The 24,360-nt window shown below is 63.6% G+C and carries 20 protein-coding genes; 17 read left to right on the top strand and 3 right to left on the bottom strand.

Going from position 1 to position 24,360, the window contains the following annotated elements; genetic code table 11:
- Positions 1–8: 8 nt before the first annotated feature.
- Both LRX75_RS02260 and LRX75_RS02255 read right to left on the bottom strand, forming a co-directional pair.
- On the bottom strand, positions 9–1,106 hold the full coding sequence (locus LRX75_RS02260) for a sugar ABC transporter substrate-binding protein (protein ID WP_231811575.1): 1,098 nt from the start codon (positions 1,104–1,106) through the stop codon (positions 9–11).
- Between the two features lie 268 nt (positions 1,107–1,374).
- Positions 1,375–2,592 (bottom strand): MFS transporter, encoded by a 1,218-nt coding sequence (locus LRX75_RS02255; protein WP_231811574.1) that lies wholly within the window; start codon positions 2,590–2,592, stop codon positions 1,375–1,377.
- Between the two features lie 169 nt (positions 2,593–2,761).
- Between LRX75_RS02255 and LRX75_RS02250 the strand changes: the two genes are divergently transcribed.
- From LRX75_RS02250 to LRX75_RS02195, 12 genes are all read left to right on the top strand, one after another.
- On the top strand, positions 2,762–3,571 hold the full coding sequence (locus LRX75_RS02250) for a GntR family transcriptional regulator (protein WP_231811573.1): 810 nt from the start codon (positions 2,762–2,764) through the stop codon (positions 3,569–3,571).
- Positions 3,572–3,826: 255 nt separating this feature from the next.
- Positions 3,827–4,912, top strand: a complete 1,086-nt coding sequence (gene rutA, locus LRX75_RS02245) for a pyrimidine utilization protein A (RefSeq protein ID WP_231811572.1) — start codon at positions 3,827–3,829, stop codon at positions 4,910–4,912.
- Between the two features lie 41 nt (positions 4,913–4,953).
- Entirely contained in the window at positions 4,954–6,507 is a 1,554-nt protein-coding gene (locus LRX75_RS02240) for an amidase (RefSeq protein WP_231811571.1), read from the top strand.
- 45 nt (positions 6,508–6,552) lie between these two features.
- On the top strand, positions 6,553–7,179 hold the full coding sequence (locus tag LRX75_RS02235; protein ID WP_231811570.1) for an isochorismatase family protein: 627 nt from the start codon (positions 6,553–6,555) through the stop codon (positions 7,177–7,179).
- 124 nt (positions 7,180–7,303) lie between these two features.
- Entirely contained in the window at positions 7,304–8,950 is a 1,647-nt protein-coding gene (locus LRX75_RS02230) for an ABC transporter ATP-binding protein (RefSeq protein ID WP_231811569.1), read from the top strand.
- Between the two features lie 283 nt (positions 8,951–9,233).
- Positions 9,234–9,719, top strand: a complete 486-nt coding sequence (locus tag LRX75_RS02225; RefSeq protein WP_231811568.1) for a MarR family winged helix-turn-helix transcriptional regulator — start codon at positions 9,234–9,236, stop codon at positions 9,717–9,719.
- Positions 9,720–9,743: 24 nt separating this feature from the next.
- On the top strand, positions 9,744–10,442 hold the full coding sequence (locus LRX75_RS02220) for an SDR family NAD(P)-dependent oxidoreductase (protein WP_231811567.1): 699 nt from the start codon (positions 9,744–9,746) through the stop codon (positions 10,440–10,442).
- Position 10,443: 1 nt separating this feature from the next.
- The gene (locus LRX75_RS02215) at positions 10,444–11,775 is read left to right on the top strand and encodes an NAD(P)/FAD-dependent oxidoreductase (RefSeq protein WP_231811566.1); all 1,332 of its coding nucleotides are present in this window, start codon (positions 10,444–10,446) and stop codon (positions 11,773–11,775) included.
- Between the two features lie 85 nt (positions 11,776–11,860).
- The gene (locus LRX75_RS02210; RefSeq protein WP_231811565.1) at positions 11,861–13,537 is read left to right on the top strand and encodes a peptide ABC transporter substrate-binding protein; all 1,677 of its coding nucleotides are present in this window, start codon (positions 11,861–11,863) and stop codon (positions 13,535–13,537) included.
- A 98-nt stretch (positions 13,538–13,635) separates the two neighbouring features.
- A complete protein-coding gene (locus LRX75_RS02205; RefSeq protein WP_231811564.1) occupies positions 13,636–14,586 on the top strand; it encodes an ABC transporter permease in 951 nt (316 codons plus the stop codon).
- Positions 14,587–14,597: 11 nt separating this feature from the next.
- Positions 14,598–15,482 carry an ABC transporter permease gene (locus tag LRX75_RS02200; protein WP_231811563.1) on the top strand — a complete coding sequence of 295 codons (885 nt, stop codon included), beginning with the start codon at positions 14,598–14,600 and terminating at the stop codon, positions 15,480–15,482.
- Positions 15,483–15,493: 11 nt separating this feature from the next.
- Positions 15,494–16,816 carry an NAD(P)/FAD-dependent oxidoreductase gene (locus LRX75_RS02195; protein WP_231811562.1) on the top strand — a complete coding sequence of 441 codons (1,323 nt, stop codon included), beginning with the start codon at positions 15,494–15,496 and terminating at the stop codon, positions 16,814–16,816.
- Positions 16,817–16,851: 35 nt separating this feature from the next.
- Here LRX75_RS02195 and LRX75_RS02190 read toward each other — a convergent pair whose 3' ends face one another.
- The gene (locus tag LRX75_RS02190; protein WP_231811561.1) at positions 16,852–17,871 is read right to left on the bottom strand and encodes a LacI family DNA-binding transcriptional regulator; all 1,020 of its coding nucleotides are present in this window, start codon (positions 17,869–17,871) and stop codon (positions 16,852–16,854) included.
- A 192-nt stretch (positions 17,872–18,063) separates the two neighbouring features.
- Between LRX75_RS02190 and LRX75_RS02185 the strand changes: the two genes are divergently transcribed.
- From LRX75_RS02185 to LRX75_RS02165, 5 genes are all read left to right on the top strand, one after another.
- Complete coding sequence (locus tag LRX75_RS02185; protein WP_231811560.1) at positions 18,064–19,362, top strand: ABC transporter substrate-binding protein; 1,299 nt, start codon at positions 18,064–18,066, stop codon at positions 19,360–19,362.
- A 90-nt stretch (positions 19,363–19,452) separates the two neighbouring features.
- Positions 19,453–20,289: a carbohydrate ABC transporter permease gene (locus LRX75_RS02180; RefSeq protein ID WP_231811559.1), complete on the top strand. Its 837-nt coding sequence runs from the start codon at positions 19,453–19,455 to the stop codon at positions 20,287–20,289.
- 13 nt (positions 20,290–20,302) lie between these two features.
- Positions 20,303–21,124 (top strand): carbohydrate ABC transporter permease, encoded by an 822-nt coding sequence (locus LRX75_RS02175; RefSeq protein WP_231811558.1) that lies wholly within the window; start codon positions 20,303–20,305, stop codon positions 21,122–21,124.
- Positions 21,125–21,133: 9 nt separating this feature from the next.
- Positions 21,134–22,270 (top strand): ABC transporter ATP-binding protein, encoded by a 1,137-nt coding sequence (locus tag LRX75_RS02170; RefSeq protein ID WP_231811557.1) that lies wholly within the window; start codon positions 21,134–21,136, stop codon positions 22,268–22,270.
- 50 nt (positions 22,271–22,320) lie between these two features.
- The gene (locus LRX75_RS02165) at positions 22,321–24,321 is read left to right on the top strand and encodes a beta-galactosidase trimerization domain-containing protein (RefSeq protein ID WP_231811556.1); all 2,001 of its coding nucleotides are present in this window, start codon (positions 22,321–22,323) and stop codon (positions 24,319–24,321) included.
- Positions 24,322–24,360 lie beyond the last annotated feature (39 nt).

Here is a 24,360-nt window from a genome sequence, read left to right as displayed (position 1 = left end):
GTTCTTTTTCAGTTCAGCTTCCAGAGCTTGCGGAAGCCTCCGAGATAGGCGTCGCCATAGCCGTCGTTGAAGTTGGCGGGGATACCGGCGGTCTTCACGTTCTTCTCGTCGAAAATGAGCAGCGGCACGTTGAGCTTGGCGACGCTCGGCAGCCCGCAGATCATGCGCATGATGTTGTCGATGGCGGCGTAGCCGGCCCAGCCGAGGCTTTCGCCGATGTCCATGTCCACCTGGCCCTCGCGCAGCATGTCGAGCACGAAGGGCGTGCCGTTGAAGCTCGCGATCTTGACCGCGCCTTCCGACCCGGTGATGCGCAGCGCCGGGAAGACGAACTGCGACATGGAGTCGTAGATCGGCAGGACGAAATTGATGCCGGGATCGGAGATCAGCGCCGATTGCACGCCGGGCTGGATCTTCGTCGCCCACTCGGACACCGGCACGTCGAGATGCTTCTGCTTGCACTCCGGGCAGAGCGCCGTCAGTTCGGCCTGGATGGCCTTGACGAAGGGAATGGAAGGAAGCACATCGGACGAGCCGACGATCAGCACATTCGGCTTGCCTTCGGTCTTCACATAGGCCCAGGCGGCCAGCAGCTTGCCGGCGCCGGAGAAATCGACCTTGGCGGAATAGTCCACGCCACCGAACTGCGTCTGCGTGACGTCGTAAAGATGCGTCGTGCTGATCTTGAGGCCGGCCCCGCGCGCTTCGGACAATTGCGGGCCGAGCACTTCGGGATTGAGGCCGCCGGCAATGTCGAGCGCGTCGTATTTCTGGCTGATGGCCTGGGAAACGCCCTGGATCCACTGGTCCACTTTCAGCTGGTTGTCCCAGGTCGTGTAGGTGAAGCCGATCTCGGCCGCAGCCGAGGCCATCGCCTTCTGCAGCTCGACATTGAACGGAATGGTCATCGAAATTGGGATCGACAGGACCTTCTTGTCCTTCATGCAGGCCTTGGCGTCGAAGGCGTCTCCCGGAGCCTCGAACACGGGCATCTTCTCATGCTCGGCAATGATGGCTTTCGCATCCGCCATCGGGTCTGCCATCGCCGGCGCGGTCATTCCGTAGGTGCAAACGGCCAGAAAAGCGCCGGTGAGAAGCTTCTGCATATTTCCCCTTTTCCGGCTCGTGCGTCTGAGCCCATCATTTTCGGAACCCCAGTCTGAGAGATAATGTACGTACTTATTCGACCCAACGTCAACTGTATTTGCCTAAAAAAGTTTCTTGCACATAAATAGTGCAAACGTTGATCGCGATGGGGCAAGCCGCACTTTCGTTGGTCAACGGCAGGGATCACAAGGGATGCGGACGGCATGGACGTGCGCGGCTCTCGCACGAGGCGAAGGCCGTTTTGTCCGTACTTTTCAGATGGTTTCGTCAGGCCGATGCGCGATGCGCCTGCCAGGCGACCAGCATGCCGCCGAAGCCGAACAGCGAGAAGGCAAGGAAGCTCGCGCCGTAGTGGCCGATGAGGGTGTAGAGCATGGCAAAGCTCGACGGGCCGACGATGACGCCGATGAAGGTGTAGACGAGAACGCCCCCGGTGATGGCGCCGACGCGCGCATCCGGCGCATTGCGGGCGACTTCCGCCAGAAGCACGCCGTTCCAGCCGATGGTCACGCCTCCCATGGCAACGAACAGGACGATTTGCGCGATGACCGGCAGATCCTGCAGCCAGAAGAGGCCGGCATAGCCGAGCCCGCCGAGCAGGCCAAGCAGCGCCAGCGTGAGAAAGCCGCCACCGATCCGGTCGGCGACGACGCCCCAGAAGATCCGGCCGAACGCGCCGGCAAACTGCATGGCCGCGGCCACCGAGCCGGCCGCGAGCACGGACCATCCGGCATCGTGGACGAGCGTCACCACGGCAAAGGCGGAGACCGAGAGCTGCATGGCGGAATAGGCAAAGCCGAGCGCGCTCAGCGCGCGCAATTTCGGGCTTCTCCAGATGATCGACTGCTCGTCCAGAAAGCCGCGGCGAAACGAGGTTGGCTTGCGGGATGTGACGGGTTCCGCCGCATGGGTGGCCATCATCAGCAGGGAGACGAGAAACGGGAGCGCCGCACCGACGAGAAGCGCGGCATGCCAGCCGAGCCGGGCCGAGAGATAGGGAAAAAGGAAGCTCGCGAGGATGCCGCCGAGCGGGACGCCGCTCTGTTTCAGCGAAAAGACGATGTTTCGCCGCGCCGGCGGAGTAACACGGCTCAGCATTTCGGATGCCGCGGGATTGTTGAGCCCGTAGCCGATGCCGATCAGCAGTGAGGCGATCACGATCGGCGCGATCATCGCCGTGGCGATGCCCATGCAGCCGAGGATGAAGCAGCCGAGGGCCGCCTGCTCGATCCGCACAGGCCCGAAGCGCTGCACCAGCGTGCCGGCGACGGCCGACGAGATCATGCCGGAGGCATAGATGAGGCTGATCTGGTACCCGATCCAGTGGGCGCCGATACCGAGATCGAGCGCCACGAGCGGCGCGATCGCGGTGAGGGCGAGAACGCTGGCCGTGGCAACGATCTGGACCAGCGTGGCGACGGTGAGGGTTTGGAGGAGAGACGAGGCGCGCGGCGCCTCGGCCGCTTCTGCCAGCATGTCGGACATGGAAGGACTTTCGACAGGACGACGAGGGATGTAGATTGTATATGTCCGTACTAATTGATTTCCGCCGCGTCGGCAACGCGATCTCAGCCTTTTTCCTCTCGCAGGATTTCGTTTGCCTCCGATGGTGAAAACGGGTGAAGAAGACGGCGAGCGGGGGCGAGCGAGACGGATGGACAAAGCGCCGATAGCGACACGGGATGCAGGTGAACTGGCCAAGGATGCGGTCGATGATGCCGTAGACTGGAGACCCGAACTCGTCACGGCGCCGCTCTATATGCAGGTGGCTCACCATCTCGAGGCGCGCATCCGGCGGGGCGAATTTGCGGTCGGTTCTCTTCTGCCGACGGAAAACGAACTGGCCGCCGCGCTGGGCGTCAGCCGGCAAACGGTCCGTCAGGCCATCGGCACCTTGCGCGCGAGCGGGCAGTTGTCGGCCCGCAAGGGTGTCGGCACACGCGTCGAGGCGGGATCCAACTTCGACGGGAAGCGCTTCATCGCGCATTCGCGCTCCGAGCTGTTCGAAATCGCCAGCCAGACGGAATTCGTGATCACCCACAAGCAGGAGATTTCGGCGCAGGGCCGTCTGGCCGTCGAGCTCGGCTGCCGGCCCGGCCGCAAGTTCCTGCATATGAGCGGGGTGCGCTACCCGGCAACGCGGCACAAGCCGTATTCCTGGAACGAAGTCTACATAGATGCGCGGCTGGCGCCTGCCGTGCGCGATCTCGAGGTCGCCAAATCCGCGATCTTCCATCTGATCGAGGATTATACGGGCGAGAAGATTCAGGAAATCCAGCAGGACATCAAGCCGCTCATCCTGACAGCCGAGATCGCGGCGCAGATCGACAGCAAGGCCGGCGATCTCGCGCTGCAGGTGACCCGCCGCTATTTCAGCGCCGGCCGCCGCCTCATCGAATACGCCTTCCAGATCCTGCCCGCCGACCGGTTCACCTATTCGACGACGCTGCGCGCCGGAAGCTGATCGGCCGCGGCAGACCGCCGGCCTTCGCCATTCCCTGAGCAAAATTTCGCCATTCGCCGCGCGGTGCGCTGTGTCGCGCCAGCGAATCCTGCCGCGATGATCAGCGTGGCGGCAGGGCGGAAATGCATCTGCCTGAAAAATAGTCACGCATAAAGATAGGGCAAAATTGCGCTGGACAGGGTGCGAGAATTTTGCATTAGTTCGTACATACTACGCGTCTCAAGCCTTCTCTTGATCCTGCAAAGGAGTATCCTCATGGACATTGGCGTCTTCATTCCGATCGGAAACAACGGCTGGCTGATCTCTACGGAATCGCCGCAATACATGCCGAGCTTCGAGCTCAACAAGCAGGTGGTGCAGAAGGCGGAAGCCTACGGGCTGGATTTCGCCCTGTCGATGATCAAGCTGCGCGGTTTCGGCGGCAAGGCCGAGTTCTGGGACTACAATCTCGAGTCCTTCACGCTGATGGCAAGCCTTGCCGCCGTCACCAGCAAGATCAAGCTCTTCGCGTCGACAGCCGTCCTGACACTGCCGCCCGCGCTCGTCGCCCGCATGGCAAGCACCATCGACAGCGTCGCGCCGGGCCGCTTCGGCATCAACATCGTTTCCGGCTGGCAGATGGCCGAATACGACCAGATGGGTATGTGGCCGGGGGACGCCTATTTCGGCTATCGCTACGACTATGCCAGCGAATATGTGCACATCATGAAAGAGCTGTGGGAGACGGGCGAGTGCACCTTCTCCGGCACGCATTTCACCATGAACGACTGCCGGATGAAGCCGTCGCCGCAGGGTAAGATCGAGATCGTCGCCGCCGGCCAGAGCCCGCGCGGCATGGCCTTTGCCGCCGAATACGCCGATTACAACTTCGTCATGGGTTCCGGGATCAACACGCCCAAAGCCTATGCGCCGAACAACACCACTCTGGTGGACGCCGCGGCAAAGACCGGTCGTGACGTCGGCGCCTATGTGCTCTTCATGGTGATCGCCGACGAAACGGACGAACTCGCCAAGGCGAAGTGGGAAAAATACCGGGCCGGTGCCGATGTGGACGCCCTTGCCTGGATGGCGGACCAGGGCGGGCGGGACCAGACGGCGGACGCGACATCGACGGCCAAACACATCAACCTTCCCGAAGGCGCGGTCAACTTCAACATGGGCACCCTCGTTGGTTCCTATGCGAACGTGGCGCGAATGCTGGACGAGGCCGGCGATGTGCCCGGCACCAAGGGCATCATGCTGACCTTCGATGACTTCCTCGTGGGCCTCGACCAGTTCGGTCAGCGTATCCAGCCGCTGATGCAGACCCGCGCAACCGCCACGGCCATCGCCGCGGAATGAGCCGCGTGGCCGCGCCGCAACCGGTAACAACGGCGTCGGAGATGCTCGATCCCGCAGGTCTGCGGGATCCGACGCTTGCCGATGCGCCCTTCCGGCCAAGGGCCGCTGCCTCTTCCCTACCGGGAGAGGCGCACTTCATCCTCCCGAACGGGCCTGAGGGCTCCCTCGACGGTGATCCGTCGCGCGATCCGGTTTCCGTCCGTCATGCGGGTGTCGGTGACCTGCTGCGCGCTTTCGCCGAAGGCACGACGACGCCGTCCGACGTCATGGCGGCGCTCCGTATCGCGATCGACAAGGATGCATGCGGACGCGATGCGATCCTTGCCGGCGTGCCGGGAGCGGACGAGGCCGCAGCGGAGAGTACCCGGCGTTGGCAGGCGGGCAAAGCGCGACCGCTCGAAGGTATCCCGTTCGGCATCAAGGACATCATCGACGTAGCGGGCACCATGGTGACATCCGGCTCGCTCTTCACCGGCGACAGGATCGCGCAAAGCGATGCCGCGGCTGTGGTGTCGCTGCGCGCGGCCGGCGCCATTCCCTTCGTCATGACGGCGACGACGGAATTCGCCGCGGGCTCGCCCTTCAATCCGCGCTACGGCGTGGTCGCCAATCCCTGGGATGCCACCCGCTGGACAGGTGGTTCCTCGACCGGCTCCGGGGCCGCCCTTGCCGCACGGCTTCTGCCGCTGGCGCTCGGAACCGATACGGGCGGCTCGATCCGCGTTCCCTCCTGCTGGTGCGGCACGACGGGCCTGAAGCCGAGCCGCGAGCGCGTGTCCCGCGCGGGCGTCGCATCGCTCTCCTGGACGCTCGACCATGTCGGCCCCATGGCGAGAAACGCTGCGGACATCGCGGCGAGCTTTCCCTTCATGACCGCCCTGTGCGACGTAGGCCTCGCCGCGGACTGCGCGGCGTTGCGCGACGGTCGGGCCGATATCGCCGGCCTGCGGATCGGCGTGCCCGGCGGCTGGTTCACGGATCAGCTCTCGTCGGACGTTCTTACCAACTGGCGGGCGGCGCTGGCCGTCTTCGAGGCGCTTGGTTGCGCGCTGGTGCCCGTGCCGCAGATCGACGTCGCGCCTTTGCACGCGGCGGGTTGGACGATCCTTTTGTCGGAACTTGCGACCTATCACGAAGTGCGGATCGACCGTGCCGCGCTGTTCGATGCGGGCCTCTTGCACCGGTTGCGGCAGGGCATCGACATCCGCGCCTCGGACTACGGGCGCGCGCTGCAGGTGCGGCTTCAGGCGCAGGAGACGGTTCTCGCGGCGATGGCCGGCGTCGACCTGATGATCACGCCGGGGCTGGGCGGGGAAGCGGGGCGGCTCGACAGCATGACGGTGGACGTCGATGGCCGGGCCGTTCCATTTCAGGACATCATCTCCCGCAACACCATGCTGTTCGATCTGACCGGGTTTCCGGCGCTGATGCTGCCCTCCGGCCTCGGATCGTCCGGGCTTCCCACGGGCATCCAGATCGTCGGCCGGCCGATGGACGACGCCCTTTGCCTGCGTGCCGGCGTCGCCTTCCAGGCGGCAACCGGCCACCACACGGCGCTGCCGCCACGACTGGCCGCGCACAAAGCTGGCCAGTGAGCAACGAAACGGTGGCGAACATACCCGCCGGGTAGGGAGAACGCGATGTCAACCAACGAACTGCTCGACAACTACCGCAAGGCCTACGACAACCGGATCGGCTTCGGACGAAAGCCCGCACTGGTGCTGGTCGATTTCGTCCAGGCCTATTTTGAGCCGGACAGTCCGCTCTATGCCGGTGTCGATGCGGCGCTCGCGAGTGCGCTGCGCATTCGCGCCCGCGCCCGGTCGAAAGGCATTCCCGTCATTCTGACCGGCGTGGTCCTGCATCCGAGCGGTGCGGATGGCGGCCGGTTCTTCCAGAAGGCCAAGCCGCTCGCCTGCTTCACCGCCGGCAACCCCCTCGGCCGCTGGCCGGAAGGCCTCGCGCCGGAAAGCGACGAATTCGTCGTCACCAAGCAATATCCGAGCGCCTTCTTCGGCACGTCGCTCGCCCCGCTTCTCACATCCATGGGTGTCGATCATGTCGTCCTCACCGGTCTGACGACCAGCGGCTGCGTGCGCGCATCCTGCGTCGATGCGATGTCGCACGGCTTCATCACGACCGTGGTCCGCGACGCCTGCGGCGACCGCCATCCGGCACCTCACGAGGCAAACCTGTTCGACATGAACGCAAAATATGCCGATGTCGTCTCCGAAGCCGACATTCTCGCGCATTTCGACAGTCTCTGATCGTCTTGCTGCCGGCCGGGCCGGCCGGCCGGCGCCATTCCTGCCATCCCGAAGGCTAGAGGCGCGGTCGGCACCATTCTTGCATCGCGTCCAGCGACAGTCGTAACCAGAAGAGGGATCGGTCATGCTGAAGACGGAAACTGTAGGAACGAAAGACGCCGATGGCGTCGCTTTGTCCGTTCGGGACCTGACCGTCAGCCTGCCCAGAAACATGGAGCGGGCGCACGCCGTCAGCAATATCTCCTTCGATCTGCAATCGGGCGAGATTCTCTGCATCATCGGCGAGTCCGGTTCGGGAAAATCCGTGACCGCCAACGCCATCATGGGGCTTCTGTCGCCAGCGATCGAAGTCACCCACGGAAGCATCTGGTTCAAGGGCATCGACCTGATCCAGGCGAACGAGCAGGCCTTGCGCGCGCTCCGTGGCCGTACCGTATCGATCATCTTCCAGGATCCGCTTTCGGCGCTGAACCCGCTGATAACGATTGGCGATCAGATCGCCGAAGTGATGGAGGCGCACGCCGTGGGCACGCCTGAAAGCCGTGCCGCCAAGGTCCTCGAACTGCTGGACGAGGTCGGCCTGCCCGATCCCGCGCTGCTGCAGCATCAGTATCCGTTCCGTCTCTCGGGCGGCCAGCGACAGCGCGTCATGATCGCCATGGCGCTTGCGCTCGATCCGGACATTCTGATTGCCGATGAACCGACGACGGCGCTGGACGTTACGACCCAGGCGCAGATCCTCGACCTGATCCGCAAGATCCAGCGGCGCAAGAAGATGAGCGTCATGTTCATCACCCACGATTTCGGCGTCGTCGCTGAGATTGCCGATCGCGTCATCGTCATGGAAAAGGGAAATCTCGTGGAACAGGGACCGGCGGAGGTGGTGCTGAACACGCCGGCACATCCTTATACGAAACGTCTGATCGCCGCCGTTCCGCGCATGAGGGCGCAGGATCGCGAAGGGGCGGCCGATACGCCCGTGGTGCTGGAGGTTTCCAATCTCAGCAAGACCTATCGCGCCGCCGGTGGGCTTTTCTCCAAGGGACGGACGGTGCGGGCGGTCAACGATGTCAGCTTCTCCATCCGAAAGGGCCGAACGCTGGGCGTCGTCGGCGAATCGGGCTCCGGAAAGTCCTCGCTCGGCCGCGTGCTCCTGAAGCTGATGGATTCGGACGGGGGAAAGATCCTGTTTGACGGGCGCGATATCGCGCCGATGTCCAACGACGCGTTTCGCGCACTGCGGCCCTATATCCAGATGATTTTTCAGGATCCCTTCGCCTCGCTCAACCCGCGCCATACGATCGGCAAGGTGTTGACGGTCGGCCCGGTCGCACATGGCGTGTCGGTCCACGAGGCACGGGCAAAGGCGCTGCGCACGCTGAAACTCGTGGGGCTGGACGAGGGCGCCTTCGATCGCTTTCCCCACGAGTTTTCGGGTGGTCAGCGCCAGCGCATCGGCATTGCCCGGGCGCTGATGTTCGATCCTGTTTTGCTGGTTGCCGATGAAGCGGTATCGGCGCTCGATGTGTCGATCCAGGCGCAGATTCTGGAGTTGCTGACGCGGATCCAGAAGGAGACCAAGGTGGCGATGATCTTCATCACCCACGATCTGCGCGTCGCCAGCCAGATCTGCGACGAGATCGCCGTGATGTACAAGGGCGAGATCGTCGAGTACGGCCCCCCGTCGCAGATCTTTCGCGCGCCCGGTCATGACTATACACGCAAGCTCGTGTCGGCGATCCCCGGCAACGAGTGGGAACCGGCTGCCTGACCGCCTGAAAATCTTGGCATGCATCGCAAACCGTCCCGGTGAGAACCGGGGCGGTTTTTGTCATTCTGCTCTCATCGCAAGCACAGTATGCCTGCATAAAAGGCAATTATGCCGTTGAATAAAGAATCGCCATTTCTTCCGAAAAATTAGTTGCAATTATCCACTATCTGGCAAATCATCACACGCGAAAGACCGCCTGGCATCGCGCGCAAAGACGAAGATCCTTCTGTTCTTCCGAGAAGAACGGACGCGCTAATCCTTTGACTTCAAGGAGAATTTCTCTGTGCTCGAGCGAAGAAAGTCTCCGCCTGTTTCCATCAGCGACATCGATCTCGATGTGCTGGAGGATACGCTCAGCTTCTACATCCGAACCGTCAATCTCGGCGTTTCGCGCGATCTCGACGAGCGCCTGGAAGGCTGCGACGTCGCGAAAGGGACCGGGAAGATCACCACGCTGCTGATGGTGGACAGCCATCCGGGAATTCGCCCGTCCGTCATTGCCCAGCTCATTCTCAAGGACCGTTCCGCCATGGGCCGTCTGGTCGATCAGATGGAGGGTCACGGGTTGTTGATGCGCGAGACGTCGGCGGACGATAACCGCGCCCAGGAGCTTTACATCACCGAGAAGGGCGCGGCCCTGGCGGTGCAGGTGCGTGCCATCGTCAGCCAGCAATCGAAGGACTTCTTCGATTTCATTCCTCAGGACGAGCAGCAGCTGCTGATGGATATCCTGCGCCGAGCCTATCGGCGCATCGCCGGCCTGTCCTGAACCGTGTATTCCGGAGACCATGCCATGACGGCAGAGCGTGTAGCGTTGATATCGGGTGCCAGTCGCGGCATCGGCCTTGAGATCGCCAGGGTTCTCTACGGAGAAGGCTGGCGCCTGTCGCTCGGCATGCGCCGACCGGTCCTGCCGGCCTGGGCAGATCCCGGCCGGGTGACGCTTTTCGCCTATGACGCCGAAGACCCTCGGAGCGAGGCCGCGTGGGTCGCGGACGCGGTTACAGCGCATGGCCGGATCGACGCTATCGTCGCCAATGCCGGAATCATGATCCCGAAGACGGTCATCGAGGCCGAAGAAGACGAGCTTGAGCAGACGATGGCCGTCAACGTCAAGGCCCCGCGCAGGCTTGCCAAAGCGGCCTGGCCACAGCTCGGCGCGAGCGGCCGCGGCCGGGTGATCATTCTGGGTTCGCTGTCCGGCAAGCGGGTGAAGAGTGCGGGTGCAGGTCTCTACTCGCTCTCCAAATTCGCAGCCGTGGCGCTCGCCCATGGCATTCGCCATGCGGGCTGGGATCTCGGCATTCGTGCCACGGCCGTATGCCCGGGCTTCGTCGCCACCGATATGGCGCGCGGCCTGACGGCGCGCAGCGACGACCAGTTGACCGATCCGCGCGATCTCGCCCGCATCATCGCCCTGCTGCTGGACCTGCCGAATGAGGCGAGCGTGGCGGAATTCACCATCAATTGCCAACTTGAGGAATCCTACTGAGATGCCCGGACCCTATGTCGTTCCCGTCCACGGCGATGCCGATCTTCCGACGCAGGTGGATGTCGTCGTCATCGGCGGTGGTATCATCGGCACCTCGACGGCGCTGGAACTGGCCGAACGCGGCCTGCGGGTGGCGCTCTGCGAGAAGGGCGGCATCGGGCACGAGCAATCGAGCCGCAACTGGGGCTGGGTTCGCATCTCCCGGCGCGACCCGCGCGAAGTGCCCCTGATGGCGGAGGCTCTGCGGCTCTGGAGCAATCTCGACCAGCGCACGGGCCGCGCCACGGGCTACAAGCGCGCCGGCATCATGTTCACCTGTGCCAATGATGCCGAATTCGCCGACCACGAGCGCTGGATGCGCAATCTCGAAGGCTATCAGCTGGACACGCGCATGCTGAGCGGGGCCGAGTTCAAGGCCATGTTTCCCAACACGACCATGGATATCAAAGGCGCGCTCTTTACGACGGCCGATGGGCGGGCCGAGCCGCAAAGGGCAGCACCGGCCGTGGCCGAAGCGGCCCGCGATACGGGGGCTGCGATCCTCACGGAATGTGCGGTGCGCGGGATCGAAACCTCCGGCGGCCGGATTTCGGGTGTCGTCACAGAGCGCGGACCGATTGCCTGCTCCGCCGTGGTGCTGGCCGGCGGCGCATGGTCCAGTCTGTTCTCGGGCAATTTCGGCATCGAGCTGCCGCAGTTGAAGGTGATGAATTCGGTCCTCAGAACGAAGCCTCTCGAGGGCGGGCCGGAGCAGGCCCTCTGGTCGATGGGGTTTGCCGTGCGCAAGCGGCAGGATGGTGGTTACACGATCGCCTCCGGCCACGAGAACATCGTCGATATCGTTCCGAAATCCTTCCGCTATGCCAAAGACTTCATGCCGGCGCTGAGCAAGGAATGGCGGTCGCTGCGGTTTCGGCTCGGTGGCCGGTTCCTCGACGAGGCGCGCATCCCCAGCCGCTGGTCAATGGATGAGGCAAGCCCGTTCGAATACAATCGCGTGCTCGATCCGAAGCCTTCGGCCAAACTGACGGACCAGGCGCTTGCCAATCTGAAGAAAGCCTTTCCAGTGTTCGAGAGGGCGGAGATCGCCCAGCGCTGGGCCGGTTACATCGACGTGACGCCGGATGCCGTTCCGGTCATCTCCGCGGTCGATCAGATTCCGGGCTTCCACATCGCCACAGGCTTTTCGGGCCACGGTTTCGGCATCGGTCCTGCCGCCGGCAAGCTGATGGCCGACATCGTCACGGGACGGCCGCCGGTCGTCGATCCCGGCAATTTCCGTTTCTCCCGTTTCTCCGACGGCTCGAAGATCGAGCTGATCAGCGGGTTCTAACGTCTGCCCGCATCACACGGCAGATCGCATGACGTGCAGAAAAAACATGGAACAGTGACTGAGCAACAGCAAAGGGGAAAGACCGATGTCCGACGAAACCAAGCATGCCCTTCTCAAGCCGACACGCCGTCAGGCGCTGACCATGATGGCGCTGGCCGGCGCGTCCGGACTGATCATGCCCGGTCTTCTTGGCCGCGATCGGGCGTTGGCGGCAACGCCGCCTGCAAAGCCGACCGGGCAGATGATCGTCGGGTTTTCGCAGGAGCCGACCGTCTTCAACCCGCATCTGCTGCATATCGAAGTCGATGAAGGCATTCACTTCAGCCTGTTCGACCCGCTGTTCGCCATCGATCCCGACGGCAAGTTCGTTCCGGCACTGGCCGTCGAGGTGCCGACCGTCGAGAACGGCGGCATCTCCGCCGACGGCCTCTCCTGGAAGGTCAAGCTGCGCGACGATGTGAAATGGCATGACGGCACGCCGTTCACTGCCGAAGACGTCAAATTCACGCTCGAACTGATGGTCGATCCCGAATTCCTCAGCTGGCGCAAGACCGGCCACGAATTCGTGCGCGAGCTGACCGTGGTATCGCCGACCGAGATCACCTGGAAGATGGACAAGCCGTTCGCGCCCTATCCGTCGATCCTTGCCTCCACCTTCATCGTGCCCAAACACGTGCTGGGCGCCGAGAAGGACAAGAACACAGCCCCCTTCAACAACGCGCCTGTCGGGACAGGGCCGTTCAAATGGGTGGAGCGGGTCGCGGGCGACCACATCACGCTGGAAGCCAATGCCGATTACTTCGGTGATGGCCCCTATCTCGAACGCATCATCTTCAAATACATCCCGGACCTGACGGTGCTCTACACCCAGTTCAAGACCGGCGATATCGACGTGGCCGGCCTGCAGTGGATCACGCCCGATCACTACGAGGAGGCCAAGGCGCTGGACGGCAAGACCGTTCTCGTCGTGCCGGGCTCGACGGTGGAATCGGTCACGTTCAACATGGAGAAGCCGCAGTTCAGAGACCTCGCCGTCCGTCAGGCGCTCTATCTTGCGCTGGACAAGGCGACGATCATCGACGCCCTGTACTACGGTCTGCCGACGCCGACCGAAAGCTATATGCCGCAGCAATCCTTCTACGCCAATCCGGATCTGCCCAAGCATGAATACGATCCGGAGAAGGCGAAGAAGGTTCTGGACGATGCGGGCTGGGTCCCCGGCAGCGACGGGATCCGTGCCAAAAACGGCGTCCGGCTGTCCTTTTCCAATTCGACGACGGCGGGCAATCACATCCGCGAACAGGTGCAGCAGTTCATGCAGCAGTCGTTCAAGGATATCGGCGTCGAGATGACGATCTCCAACCTGCCGCCCGCCGTCATGTGGGGCGAGTACTGGATGAAGTCGCAGTTCGATAGCGTCGTCGTCGGTCTCGATTTCCTCACCGGTGCGGATCCCGATACGTCGGACTACTTCAAATCGACGTCGATCGGGGCCAAAGGCGGCTCCGGCCAGAACAACTGGCAATATGCCAATCCCGAAGTCGACAAGCTGCTCGTCGAGGGCGGCCAGACCTTCGTGCCGGAAGAGCGCAAGACGATCTACCTGAAGATCCAGGAGATCATGCGCGCCGATCTGCCCTTCCTGCCTATCTTCCAGTACGCCACCGTGCGCGGCTACAAGAAAGGCGCCGAAGGCATTGCCTACAATGTCAACGTGCGCATCGACAGCTGGAATCCCGGCAGCTGGTACTGGGCGTCCTGACGCCAATCCTCCTTCGCCCTTTCCGGTCTTCGGGGGAGGGCGAAGGAGGCATTCGACGTCCGGACCTTCTCATCCCGAAACCCCTCGGAGAGACTGCGATGCTGCGCTATCTACTCGGCCGCCTCTGGCAAAGCCTGATCCTTCTGCTTCTGGTGTCGATGATCGGCTTTGCCGTTCTCAATCTGGCGCCCGGCGGGCCGCTGTCGCAATATGCGCTGACGCCCGGCATGACGCAGGAAACGCTCGACCGCATCTCCGAGCAGATGGGCCTGAACCGGCCGCTGCCGATCCAGTATCTCGATTGGCTCTGGCGTCTCCTGCAGGGGGATTGGGGACGCTCCTATCGTGATGGCCAGCCGGTCTTGAACATCATCACCGGACATCTCTTCGCGACATTGCTGCTGATGGGCTCGTCGACCGTGCTGTCGATCGCCGTCGGCACCTGGGTCGGCATCAAGGGGGCGACGAAGCGCTATTCGATCTTCGACTATTCCGCGACCATCGGCGCCATGGTGGCCCTGTCCATTCCGACCTTCTGGTTCGGTCTCGTCGCCATCTACCTGTTCTCGCTCAAGCTGAAATGGCTCCCGGCGGGGAACATGTACACGATCGGCAATGGTTCGATCTCCGATTACGCCATCCATCTGATCATGCCGACCGTCGTTCTCGCGCTCGTCAACGTCGCGGTCTGGAGCCGGTACATGCGCACCGCCACGCTGGACGTCATCCATCAGGATTTCGTGCGCACGGCCAAGGCCAAGGGTCTGTCCGAGCGGCGGGTTCTGATGAAGCATGTGGTCGGCAATGCGCTGCTGCCGATGATCACGCTGGCCGGCCTGCAGCTGCCGACCATTCTCGGTGGCGCTCTGGTGACCGAGACCGTCTTCACCTGGCCGGGCATGGGGCGACTGTTTCTCGACAGCCTCGGTTACAGCGACTATCCGGTGGTCATGGGGCTCCTGATGTTCTCCGCCATCCTCGTTCTGTTCGGCAGTCTCGTCGCCGACCTTCTCGTCGCCTTCGTCGATCCGCGCATCCGGCTGAGCTAGGAAGAGAAATCATGTCCGCAACCGTTTCCCTGCCCGGTTCCGTCAAGTCCCATTGGTGGCACAACCGCACCTTCCGCCGTTTCGCCCGTCACCGGCTTGCCATGGTCGGGCTGATCATGATCACCGTGCTGGCGCTTGCCTGCCTCATCGGGCCCTATCTGCTGCCGTTCGACGAGCTGTTCATCGATGTTCGAGCGCGTTTCGCACCGCCGCTGACCGGCTACCACATCCTCGGAACGGATCCGCTCGGCCGCGACCTTGCGGCGCGCCTGTTCATGGCCGGGCGCATTTCGCTCCTCGTCGGCTTCTTCGCCATGCTTCTGAGCACGATCATCGGAACCGTTATCGGCGTCTGCGCCGGGTATTATGGCGGGCGCACGGGGGTGCTGCTGATGCGCTTCGTCGATGCCTTCCTGTCCTTCCCCAGCATCTTTCTGCTTCTGGCGCTTGCGGCTTTTATCAAACCGAGTCCGTTCATGATCACCGTCATCATCGCGGTCACCAGCTGGATGGAGATCGCCCGCATCGTCGAAGCCGAGGTTCGCTCGCTGCGGGAACGGGATTTCGTTCTGGCGGCGCGAATGCTCGGTCTTTCCAACAGATGGATCATGTTTCGCGAGTTGCTGCCGAACGCCATCGGCCCGATCATCGTTGCCGCGACGCTCACCGTCGCCCGCGCCATCCTTCTCGAGGCCTATGTCAGCTTTCTCGGCTACGGCATTCAGCCGCCGCTGCCGAGCTGGGGCAATATGCTGAACGGCGCACAGCAATATCTCGACCGCGCGCCCTGGCTGGCGATCGTGCCCGGTGTGGCGATTACGCTCGCCGTCACCAGCTTCAACTTCATCGGAGACGGCCTGCGCGATGCACTCGACGCGCGCAGCGACATGAACTGACGGGACGCCGCATGACCCGATTTTCACCCTTCGATACGACCCTCTGGTACGCGACGGCCACCCCGCCCGTGGAGACCACGGCGCTGCAGGGCGCTGTCAAAGCCGATGTGTGCATCGTCGGCGGCGGTTATACCGGGCTCACCACAGCCCTGGACCTTGCCCGCGCCGGTGTCAGCGTCGTGCTCCTGGAAAGGGAGGAGATCGGCTTCGGCGGGTCCGGTCGCAATGCCGGCCATTGCACGCCGACCTTCACCCATTACAGCCTGCCCCAACTGCGCACGATGCTGGGCGAGCCCTGGGCCGAACGACTGATCGCCCGACAGACCCGTGCCAACGACCGGGTTTCCAGCATGATCGAGCAGTATCAGATCCCGTGCGAATGGCAGCAGAACGGCTATGTCATGGGCGCACCCTATCCCGGAATGATGAAGACGATCGAGGAGAAGGTCCGCACCTACAACGCTGTCGGCGCGAGAACACGTGTGCTCGACCGGCAGGAGGTGGAAAGGGTCACGGGAAGCCCCCGCTTTTACGGCGGCTGGCTGCACGAGGAGGCGGGTCATCTCAACCCGCTCGGCTATTCCCGCGGTCTTGCCCGCGCGGTCATCCAGGAAGGTGGTGCCGTTTACACCCATTCGCCGGTCAAGGCATGCGACCGCGCGGGGGCGGGATGGGCCGTCAGCACGCCCGAGGGCAAGGTGCTGGCGGACAAGGTCATTTTTGCAACCGGAGCCTATACGGTCGGCGGTTGGCCGAAGCTCGACCGGACCTTCAAGATCCAGAAAGTCTTCGTGGCCGCCACGCAGCCGCTATCGGATGAGGAGCGTCGCTCGGTCCTGCCGCAAAACACCACCATCCATGATGGGCGCGGCGATATCTACGTCTACAAATACAATGCGGAGGGACGGATCGTCGTGTCGATGTTCCCCATGGGACGGCGCGGGCGCGATATGGGCTATACGCGAACCGTGATGAGCGACCGGCTGAAATGGCTGCATCCGCAAATCCGGAGCGAGATTCGGTGGGACTATTTCTGGTTCGGCGAGCTGGACATGCAATATCGCACCGTGCCGCGTCTCTACGACCTAGCGCCGGGTGTCGTTGCCCTGACGGGGCTGTCGGGCCGTGGTGTGCCGACGGGTAGCATGCTGGGTGGGATCCTGTCGGAATGGGCGAAGGGCATACCACCGGCGGAGCTCTCGCTGAAACTCGAGCCGTTGACGGCCGCACCCTTCTATATGAATTATGGACCGCAGCTGACCCTGCGGTACTACCGCGTCTCCGACTGGGTCAAAACCAAGCTCGCCGGCGCGGCCGTGCCACCGCACGCCTGACGATCGCGACCTCCTCAAGTGCTTCCCGGAAGCGACTATGCGCATGCGGAGGGCGGCGCGCAGGAGGTGCCGACGACCAGCCTGGGGATGGCGATGTGGGTGCGTGGCGGAAGGGCGACGCCGCCGCGCAGCGTCATGCGCTCGATGAGGAAGTTGGCGGCGACACGCGCCAGTTCCTCGACCGGTTGCGCGGCGATGGTCAGTCGCGGCTTGAGGACGGTGCTCCAGGGCACGTCATCGACGCCGGTCAGGGAAATCTCCTGCGGGCAACTGAAGCCGAGATCGTTGATGGCCTGTAGCGCGCCCAGCGCCATGAGGTTGCTCGCGGTGACCAGCGCCGTCGGGCGCTGCGGCATCGACAACAGGCGCACGACCTGGTCGTAGGCCTTCTCGCCGCTGAAATCCGCGACGATCTCCATGGCGGGTTCGACAGGCAGGTTTGAGGCCGCCATGGCATCGCGAAAGCCCTTGCGCCGCAAGGCTGCCGTCCACTGGCCGGGATCGCCGCCGATGAAGGCGATGCGTCGATGCCCCATGCGCAGGAGATATTCCGTCAGCATGGTCGTCGCCAGCGCATTGTCCGAGCTGACGAAATCGAGGTTCGCCCCGTCCACGTTCTGGTCGATGAGGACGACCGGGATATCGAGCCTTGAGAGAAACGCCGCGAAACCCGGGTCGTTGGTCATCGGCGCCATCAGAATGCCGCCGACCCGGTGGTGGCGGAGCTGATCGAGGGTCCTGCGTTCCCGCTCGGCATGGGATGCGGTTTCCACCACGATCACCATGTGGTCGGTTTCCGAGAGAATGCTGTCGACCACGCGCAGCAGGCGGCTGAAGAACGGGTTGCCGATATCGCCGAGGACGAGACCGATCAGCTTGCTGTGTCCGCGCTTCAAGCTCTGTGCCAGGACGTTGGGTCTGTAGCCGACGGCTTCGCTCGCTTCCAGCACGCGCTTCAGCGTTTCCGGGCTGACCGGGCCGGTACCATTCATGGCAAGCGATACCGTCGAAATGGCCACGCCCGCCTTTTTTGCCACATCCCGTATGGTTGCCATGCGTCCCCTCCTCGAGAGTGTCCTGCGTTCCAGTGGTCCGAGAGGCTCTGGAACCACGGTCCGGCAGTTTTGTCTGTTCGATCCGTTTTGACCGATGTTCGATGCTTGCGCCTTTAATTTAGGCATGATTAATTCGTAGTCGAAACGGTTCGATCAATCAAGTGAGACCGCAGTCCCGGCCATGGAGCGAGCATGAAGACCTTTTTGCAAAGACCCGTGCACATCATGGCACTCGCCCTGGGCTTGCTCGGCGCCGTGCCCGCCGCCCTCGCGCAGGACGTCAGGCTGAAGATGTGGACGCTCGATAACCCCGGCTACCCGGAATTCATCGCGCAGGCGGCCGAGGCGTTCAAGAAGACGCATCCGGACGTCACCATCGAGCACCAGACCTTTCCGGGCGACGCCTACAAGACGAGCCTGCCCGTGGCGCTGGTGGGTTCGGACGCGCCGGATGTGTTTTTCAACTGGTCGGGCGATGCCGCCAAACGGCTGGTGCGCGACGGTCTGGCGCTCGACATCACCGATGCCGCCATGGCCAAGGGCGGATTCGGGACCGAGCTGGGTGCGGGGCTGCTGGATGCCTTCCGCTATGACGGCAGGCTCTATGGGGCGGCGGCCGATGCGGTGAGCAAATACGTGTTCTACAACAAGGACTATTTCGCCACGAACAAGATCTCCCTGCCGAAGACGATGGCCGAGCTTGCCGGCGTCTGCAAGGCGGTGCGGGCGATCGATCCCGATACGGTGCCGATGCCGCTCGGCAACAAGACGCGCTGGAAGGCCATCCACTGGATGACCATGCTGAACGAGCGGGTCATGGGCATCGACGGCACGGCGGCCGATTACGATCTCGCTCGTCCGGCGGATGCGCTGTTCACGGATCCGGGCTATGCGCAGGCCTTTGACGAGCTCCTCAAGCTGCAGGATGCCGGTTGCTTCGAGGAGGCGCCGAACGCCACCGAATATACCGTCGCGGACGCGATGTTCGCCACGCAGGACTCGCCGATGGAGTTCTGCGGCACCTGGTGCACGGCGGGGCTCGATGCGGCCGGCTTCACGGATTACGGCTTCTTCCGCCTGCCGCTCGTCGAAGGCGGCAAGGGTGAGGCCGGCGCCAACTTCCTGGTGCCCGAAGGTTTCCAGGTGTCGAGCAAGACGCAGCATGCGAAGGAGGCGGTCGAATGGATCAGCTTCCTCGTATCCCCCGGGCAGGGTGCGAAGTTTGCAGAGCTGACGAAATTCCTGCCGTCCAACCCGAAGATGATCGACAGCGTGCCGAATGCCACGCCGCAATTCCGGGAGATCGTCGCCGACATGGGGACCTTCACCCGCGGCATCAACGTGCTCGACGTGCTCCTCGAGGCCAGCGTGGCCGATGCCTATCTCAACGCCACGGTCGAGGTTCTCAACCGCACCGTGACGCCGGCGGAGGCCGTGGCGCAGATCCGCCAGTCTGCTCTCGCCGCCCAAGCGAAGCTGGCGGCGAAGTAAAGCATGCGGCGAAAAGTGAGCCCGATGACAGATGTAACGCAACAGGGGCGTTCCTCCCCGCGCGGACGGCGGGACGTGCTGAGCGGGGCCATGCTTCTTCCGGCGCTCGTTCTGGTCGGTCTCTTCATTCTCGCGCCGGCGGTCTATGCGATCGTCGGGTCCTTCTTCGAATTCACGATCACCTCGCGCAACTGGGTGTTCGTCGGCATGGGGAACTATCTGCGGGCGGCCGGCGATCCGGTGTTCTGGACGGCGCTTCGCAACAATGCTTTCCTGATCGTCGGTTCGGCGATCACGCAGGTGGGTCTGGGCACGATTCTCGCCGCCATTCTCGATCGGGGCGTCCGGCGCGGCAACGCGATCTACCGCACGATCATCTTCATGCCGGTCGTGGTCTCGTCCATCGCCGTCGCCTTCGTCTGGATCCTCATCCTCGACCCGAATGTCGGGCCGCTGAACGGCATCGTCAAATCGCTGGGCTTTCGTCCGCCGAAGCTCGGCTGGCTTGGCGATCCGCAGATTTCGCTCTGGATGTTGCTGGTGATTGCCGCCTGGCAGAATGTCGGCTTCCAGATGATCCTCGTTCTCGCCGGTCTTCAGAGCATTCCCAAGGAGCTTTACGAGGCTGCCGCCCTCGATGGCGCCAAGGGGTTTCGCGCCTTTCGCTACATCACCCTGCCGGGCATCCGCAACGTGTTGATCGTCGGCACGCTGATCACCGTGGTCGGGGGCCTGAAAGTGTTCGATCTCGTCTTCGTCACCACCGGCGGCGGCCCGGCGAATGCCACGCAGGTGCTGGGCACCTACAGCTACCTGCAGGCGTTCCGGCTCGGCAATATGGGTTACGCCAATGCCATGTCGGTGGTGCTTCTGGCCATCGCGGTCCTCTTCGGCTGGCTGCAACTGCGCCTGTCGCGCAAAGCCTGAGGGAGATGCATCCATGACCTCCCGCTATCGTCTCGTGTCGATCGGCCTTCACCTCGTCATGACCGTCTGGACGCTGTTCGTGCTTGCGCCGCTCTGCCTGATGTTCGTCGCCGCCTTCAAGTCGCAGGCAGACATCTTCACCAGGCCGCTCGGCCTGCCGAAGACCCTGAGTTTTGCCGCCTTCGAGCGGGCCTGGGGCATCGGCATCGGCGGGTTCCTGTTCAATTCTGTCGTCGTCACCGCGCTGTCCGTCACGCTGATCGTCGTGGTCAGCGCGCTGGCGGCCTACGTGCTTGCGCGCGCGTCGTCGCGGCGGATGCAGGTTCTCTACCTCCTGATTGTCGCGGGCTTTGCCGTGCCGGTGCAAAGCGTTCTGGTGCCGCTCTACCAGCTCGTCTCCGCGGCCGGGCTGCTGAATTCGCAGATCGCCATCGTCATCCCCTATGCCGCCTACGGCATCCCGTTCACCACCATGCTGTTCTACGCGTTCTTTCTGGAGTTCCCCCGTGAACTGGAGGAAGCGGCGCGCCTCGACGGCTGCAGCCGGTTCCAGGTGTTCTGGCGCATCGTGCTGCCCCTGTCGGGTCCGGTCGTCGCCAGTGCCGCGATTTTTCAGGCGGTCTTCAACTGGAACGAATTCATTCTCGCCCTGATGCTCTTGACCGAAACGCGGGTCCGCACACTGCCCGTCGGCATCTACGGGCTGATCGGCCAGTACAGCGCGGACTGGCCGGCCCTGATGGCGGGTCTCGCCATCGCCACCCTTCCGCTGCTGGTCGTCTTCGTCGCTGCCCAGCGTCATTTCGTCCGCTCGATGTCCGGTCTCGGAAAATAGGATCGCCGCATGCCAAGTCTCCAGATCGACAGCGTCGTGAAGTCCTACGACAGTTTTGCCGCCATCAAGGGCGTGAGCTTCACCGCGGAGCCCGGCGAGTTCGTCGTCATGGTGGGCCCGTCGGGCTGCGGTAAGTCCACTCTGCTGCGCTCCATCGCCGGGCTTGAGACGATCACCTCTGGCGCGATCCGCATCGACGGACGCGACATCACCCATGCCGAACCGTCGGACCGTGGCGTCGCCATGGTGTTTCAGAACTACGCGCTCTACCCGCATATGACGGTGGCCGAGAACATGGGGTTCGCGCTGAAGATGGCCGGCCGGCCGAAGGCGGAGATCGCTGCCGCCGTGGCGAAAGCCGCAAACATCCTGCGGATCGAGGAGCACCTGCACAAGACCCCGAAACAGCTGTCGGGCGGGCAGAAGCAGCGCGTCGCCATCGGCCGTGCCATCACCCGCGCGCCCCACGTGTTCCTGTTCGACGAACCCCTGTCCAATCTCGATGCGGCACTTCGTTCGCAGATGCGCGTCGAGCTGGGCCGGCTGCATGCCGAGCTCAGGGCGACGATGGTCTATGTGACCCACGACCAGACCGAGGCCATGACCATGGCGACACGGATCGTGGTGATGAATGCCGGCCGGATCGAACAGGTCGGCGCGCCGCTCGATCTCTACAACCGACCGCTCAACCGGTTCGTGGCCGGTTTTCTCGGCTCGCCGCGCATGAATTTTATGAAAGGCCGGATCGTCTCGGCCGGCGCAAGGAGCGTGACGGTTCTGGCCGGGGGGCTGCCGATGCCGATCCAGCTCGAGATCGAGCCGGATGCGGATCTGCCGGCCATCGGCGACGTGGTCACGCTGGGCCTGCGGGCCGAGATGTTCGGTCAAGGCGCGCCCGGCGAGATCGCCATTCCCGCCCGCGTGGCGGTGGTCGAAAGCCTTGGCCGGGAAACGCTGCTCTATGCGGATGCGGGAGACGTCAGAACCTTCGATTCCGAATCGCAGGACGGCTATCTCGCCGCCCATCGCGCGAGCCAGGTGATGCTGCGGCCGGGCGATCCCCTGATACTGTCGATCGATCCTGCCGCCTTCTACCTGTTCGATGCCAACGACCGCACGCTGCGGTTCCCCGCCATGTCCGCCTGAATACGCGCAGTCCGACGCCATCTCCCAGAAACTTACGCTCTCGAGGCCCTATGCGCTTTCGCCAGATCCATCTCGACTTCCACACCTCCCCCCTCATCGACGGCGTCGGATCCCGCTTCGATGCGGCGACCTTTGCCAGCACGTACCGGGCGGCGCATGTGGATTCGGTCACGCTGTTTTCGAAGTGCCATCACGGCCTGTCCTATCACCCGACCGATGTCGGCCGCATGCATCCGGGCCTCGGCTTCGACCTCCTGCGTGGGCAGATCGACGCGCTGCATTCGGTCGGCATCAGGGCGCCGGTCTATCTCTCCGCCGCCTGGGACGAGCATGCCGCGCAGACGCATCCCGAATGGCGCATCGTCTCGCCGGACGGCACGCTGCCGCAGTCGCGCAACGAGCCGACCGGCTGGGCCTTTCTCGATTTCTCCACGCCCTATCTCGATTATCTCTGCCGGCAGGTGGACGAGGTCATGCGCACCTATGGCGACGGCGACGGCATCTTTCTCGATATCTCGTTCCAGATGCCGACCGTCTCCACCGCGGCCCGCGCGAAGATGGATGCGCTGGGGCTCGACTGGACCCGCCCCGCCGACCGGGAAACCTTTCTCGACCGCTCGACGGAGGCCTATTACGAGGCCGTAAAGGCGGCCGTGCGCCGGCACGATCCGGTCATGCCGCTGTTCTTCAACTCCGGCCATGTCCGGCGCGGCCAGCGCGCGCATTACCGCCGGTACTACAGCCATCTGGAGCTGGAATCCCTGCCGACGGCCGGCTGGGGCTACGATCATTTTCCCTTGAGCGCCCGGTATGTCGATCCCATCGGCTTCGACTTTCTCGGCATGACGGGCAAGTTCCATTTCACCTGGGGCGAGGTCGGCGGGTACAAGCGGCCCGAGGCCCTGGTCTATGAATGCGGCGCGATGCTCGCGCATGGCGCGCGGTGCTCGATCGGCGATCATCTCCACCCGACCGGCGCGCTCGATCCGTCGACCATGGCGATCATCGCACCGGCTTATCGTTATGTGGACGAGTGCGAGCCTTGGTGCCTCGGTTCGATCAACCGCGCGGATATCGGTCTGCTGTCGCTCCAATCGGTGGAGACACCGGCTGCCGGTGGCGGGTCGGATCGCGACAGCGTCGCGGATGACGGCGCGTCCCGCATCCTGCTGGAGGCGGGGCTCACCTTCGACGTGCTCGATCTCGACAGCGATTTTTCGCCCTACCGCCTCCTCATTCTGCCCGATGCGGTGCCGGTGGACGATGCTCTGCGGGTACGAATCGAGCATTATGCCGCGAGCGGCGGCAAGGTGCTCCTGACCGGGCGCAGCGGCATCGATCCCGAACGCGGCTTCGTGTTCGATCTCGGCGCCCGCTGGCACGGGACATCGCCGATGACGGGCGGCGATTATCTTCTGCCGATCGCGCCGCTGCAGGCCGACGGTATCGACCAGCCGATGTTCATGTACCAGCCGTCCGAGCGGATCACGGTCACCGACGGCCTGTCGCTCGGCGCCGTCCACGAGCCCTATTTCGACCGCACGCCGCGTCATTTTTCAGGCCACATCCATGCGCCGAGCCGCCCGGAAGCCTCCGCCTATCAGGCGGGTGTGCAGAAAGGCAATTTCGTCTATCTCGCCCATCCGGTCTTCAGCATCTACCATCAGGTGGGTGCGGTGCGTATGCTGGAGATGGCCGAGCGCGCCATCGCCTTTGCGCTGGGCGGCACCAAGCTGATCTCGACCAGCCTGCCGCGTGCCGGCCGGGTGACCGTGCGCAGCCAGCCGGAACAGGGGCGCGACGTCATCCACCTCCTGCACGCGACGCCGGCGCTGCGCGGCCAGCTCTGGGAGGCCAATATCCAGCCCATCCAGGACATCACGCCCCTGTTCGATATCGCCGTCTCTCTGAAGACCGCAGGCCCGGTGCACGCCATCCGCAGCGTCCCGTCCGGCGACGACCTGCCCTTCATCGAAGGGGACGGCATCGTCGGCTTCACACTGCCCCGCATGGCGGGGCATGCGATGATCGAGGTGTCCTACCGCCGGTGAGAGGGGTCGGGTAAGGCCACGACCGAACGCCGCAAATTG

Source organism: Rhizobium quercicola (genome assembly GCF_021168455.1).
Classification (GTDB): domain Bacteria; phylum Pseudomonadota; class Alphaproteobacteria; order Rhizobiales; family Rhizobiaceae; genus Ferranicluibacter; species Ferranicluibacter quercicola.
Note: the sequence above shows the minus strand (reverse complement) of the source record. Positions and strands in the feature narration are given on the sequence as shown.

Bases quoted from the DNA above. Each gene is read 5' to 3' on its own strand.
- LRX75_RS02260 (WP_231811575.1), bottom strand. From the start codon at position 1,106: ATGCAGAAGCTTCTCACCGGCGCTTTTCTGGCCGTTTGCACCTACGGA.
- LRX75_RS02255 (WP_231811574.1), bottom strand. From the start codon at position 2,592: ATGTCCGACATGCTGGCAGAAGCGGCCGAGGCGCCGCGCGCCTCGTCT.
- LRX75_RS02250 (WP_231811573.1), top strand. From the start codon at position 2,762: ATGGACAAAGCGCCGATAGCGACACGGGATGCAGGTGAACTGGCCAAG.
- rutA (WP_231811572.1), top strand. From the start codon at position 3,827: ATGGACATTGGCGTCTTCATTCCGATCGGAAACAACGGCTGGCTGATC.
- LRX75_RS02240 (WP_231811571.1), top strand. From the start codon at position 4,954: ATGCTCGATCCCGCAGGTCTGCGGGATCCGACGCTTGCCGATGCGCCC.
- LRX75_RS02235 (WP_231811570.1), top strand. From the start codon at position 6,553: ATGTCAACCAACGAACTGCTCGACAACTACCGCAAGGCCTACGACAAC.
- LRX75_RS02230 (WP_231811569.1), top strand. From the start codon at position 7,304: ATGCTGAAGACGGAAACTGTAGGAACGAAAGACGCCGATGGCGTCGCT.
- LRX75_RS02220 (WP_231811567.1), top strand. From the start codon at position 9,744: ATGACGGCAGAGCGTGTAGCGTTGATATCGGGTGCCAGTCGCGGCATC.
- LRX75_RS02215 (WP_231811566.1), top strand. From the start codon at position 10,444: ATGCCCGGACCCTATGTCGTTCCCGTCCACGGCGATGCCGATCTTCCG.
- LRX75_RS02210 (WP_231811565.1), top strand. From the start codon at position 11,861: ATGTCCGACGAAACCAAGCATGCCCTTCTCAAGCCGACACGCCGTCAG.
- LRX75_RS02205 (WP_231811564.1), top strand. From the start codon at position 13,636: ATGCTGCGCTATCTACTCGGCCGCCTCTGGCAAAGCCTGATCCTTCTG.
- LRX75_RS02200 (WP_231811563.1), top strand. From the start codon at position 14,598: ATGTCCGCAACCGTTTCCCTGCCCGGTTCCGTCAAGTCCCATTGGTGG.
- LRX75_RS02195 (WP_231811562.1), top strand. From the start codon at position 15,494: ATGACCCGATTTTCACCCTTCGATACGACCCTCTGGTACGCGACGGCC.
- LRX75_RS02190 (WP_231811561.1), bottom strand. From the start codon at position 17,871: ATGGCAACCATACGGGATGTGGCAAAAAAGGCGGGCGTGGCCATTTCG.
- LRX75_RS02185 (WP_231811560.1), top strand. From the start codon at position 18,064: ATGAAGACCTTTTTGCAAAGACCCGTGCACATCATGGCACTCGCCCTG.
- LRX75_RS02180 (WP_231811559.1), top strand. From the start codon at position 19,453: ATGCTTCTTCCGGCGCTCGTTCTGGTCGGTCTCTTCATTCTCGCGCCG.
- LRX75_RS02175 (WP_231811558.1), top strand. From the start codon at position 20,303: ATGACCTCCCGCTATCGTCTCGTGTCGATCGGCCTTCACCTCGTCATG.
- LRX75_RS02170 (WP_231811557.1), top strand. From the start codon at position 21,134: ATGCCAAGTCTCCAGATCGACAGCGTCGTGAAGTCCTACGACAGTTTT.
- LRX75_RS02165 (WP_231811556.1), top strand. From the start codon at position 22,321: ATGCGCTTTCGCCAGATCCATCTCGACTTCCACACCTCCCCCCTCATC.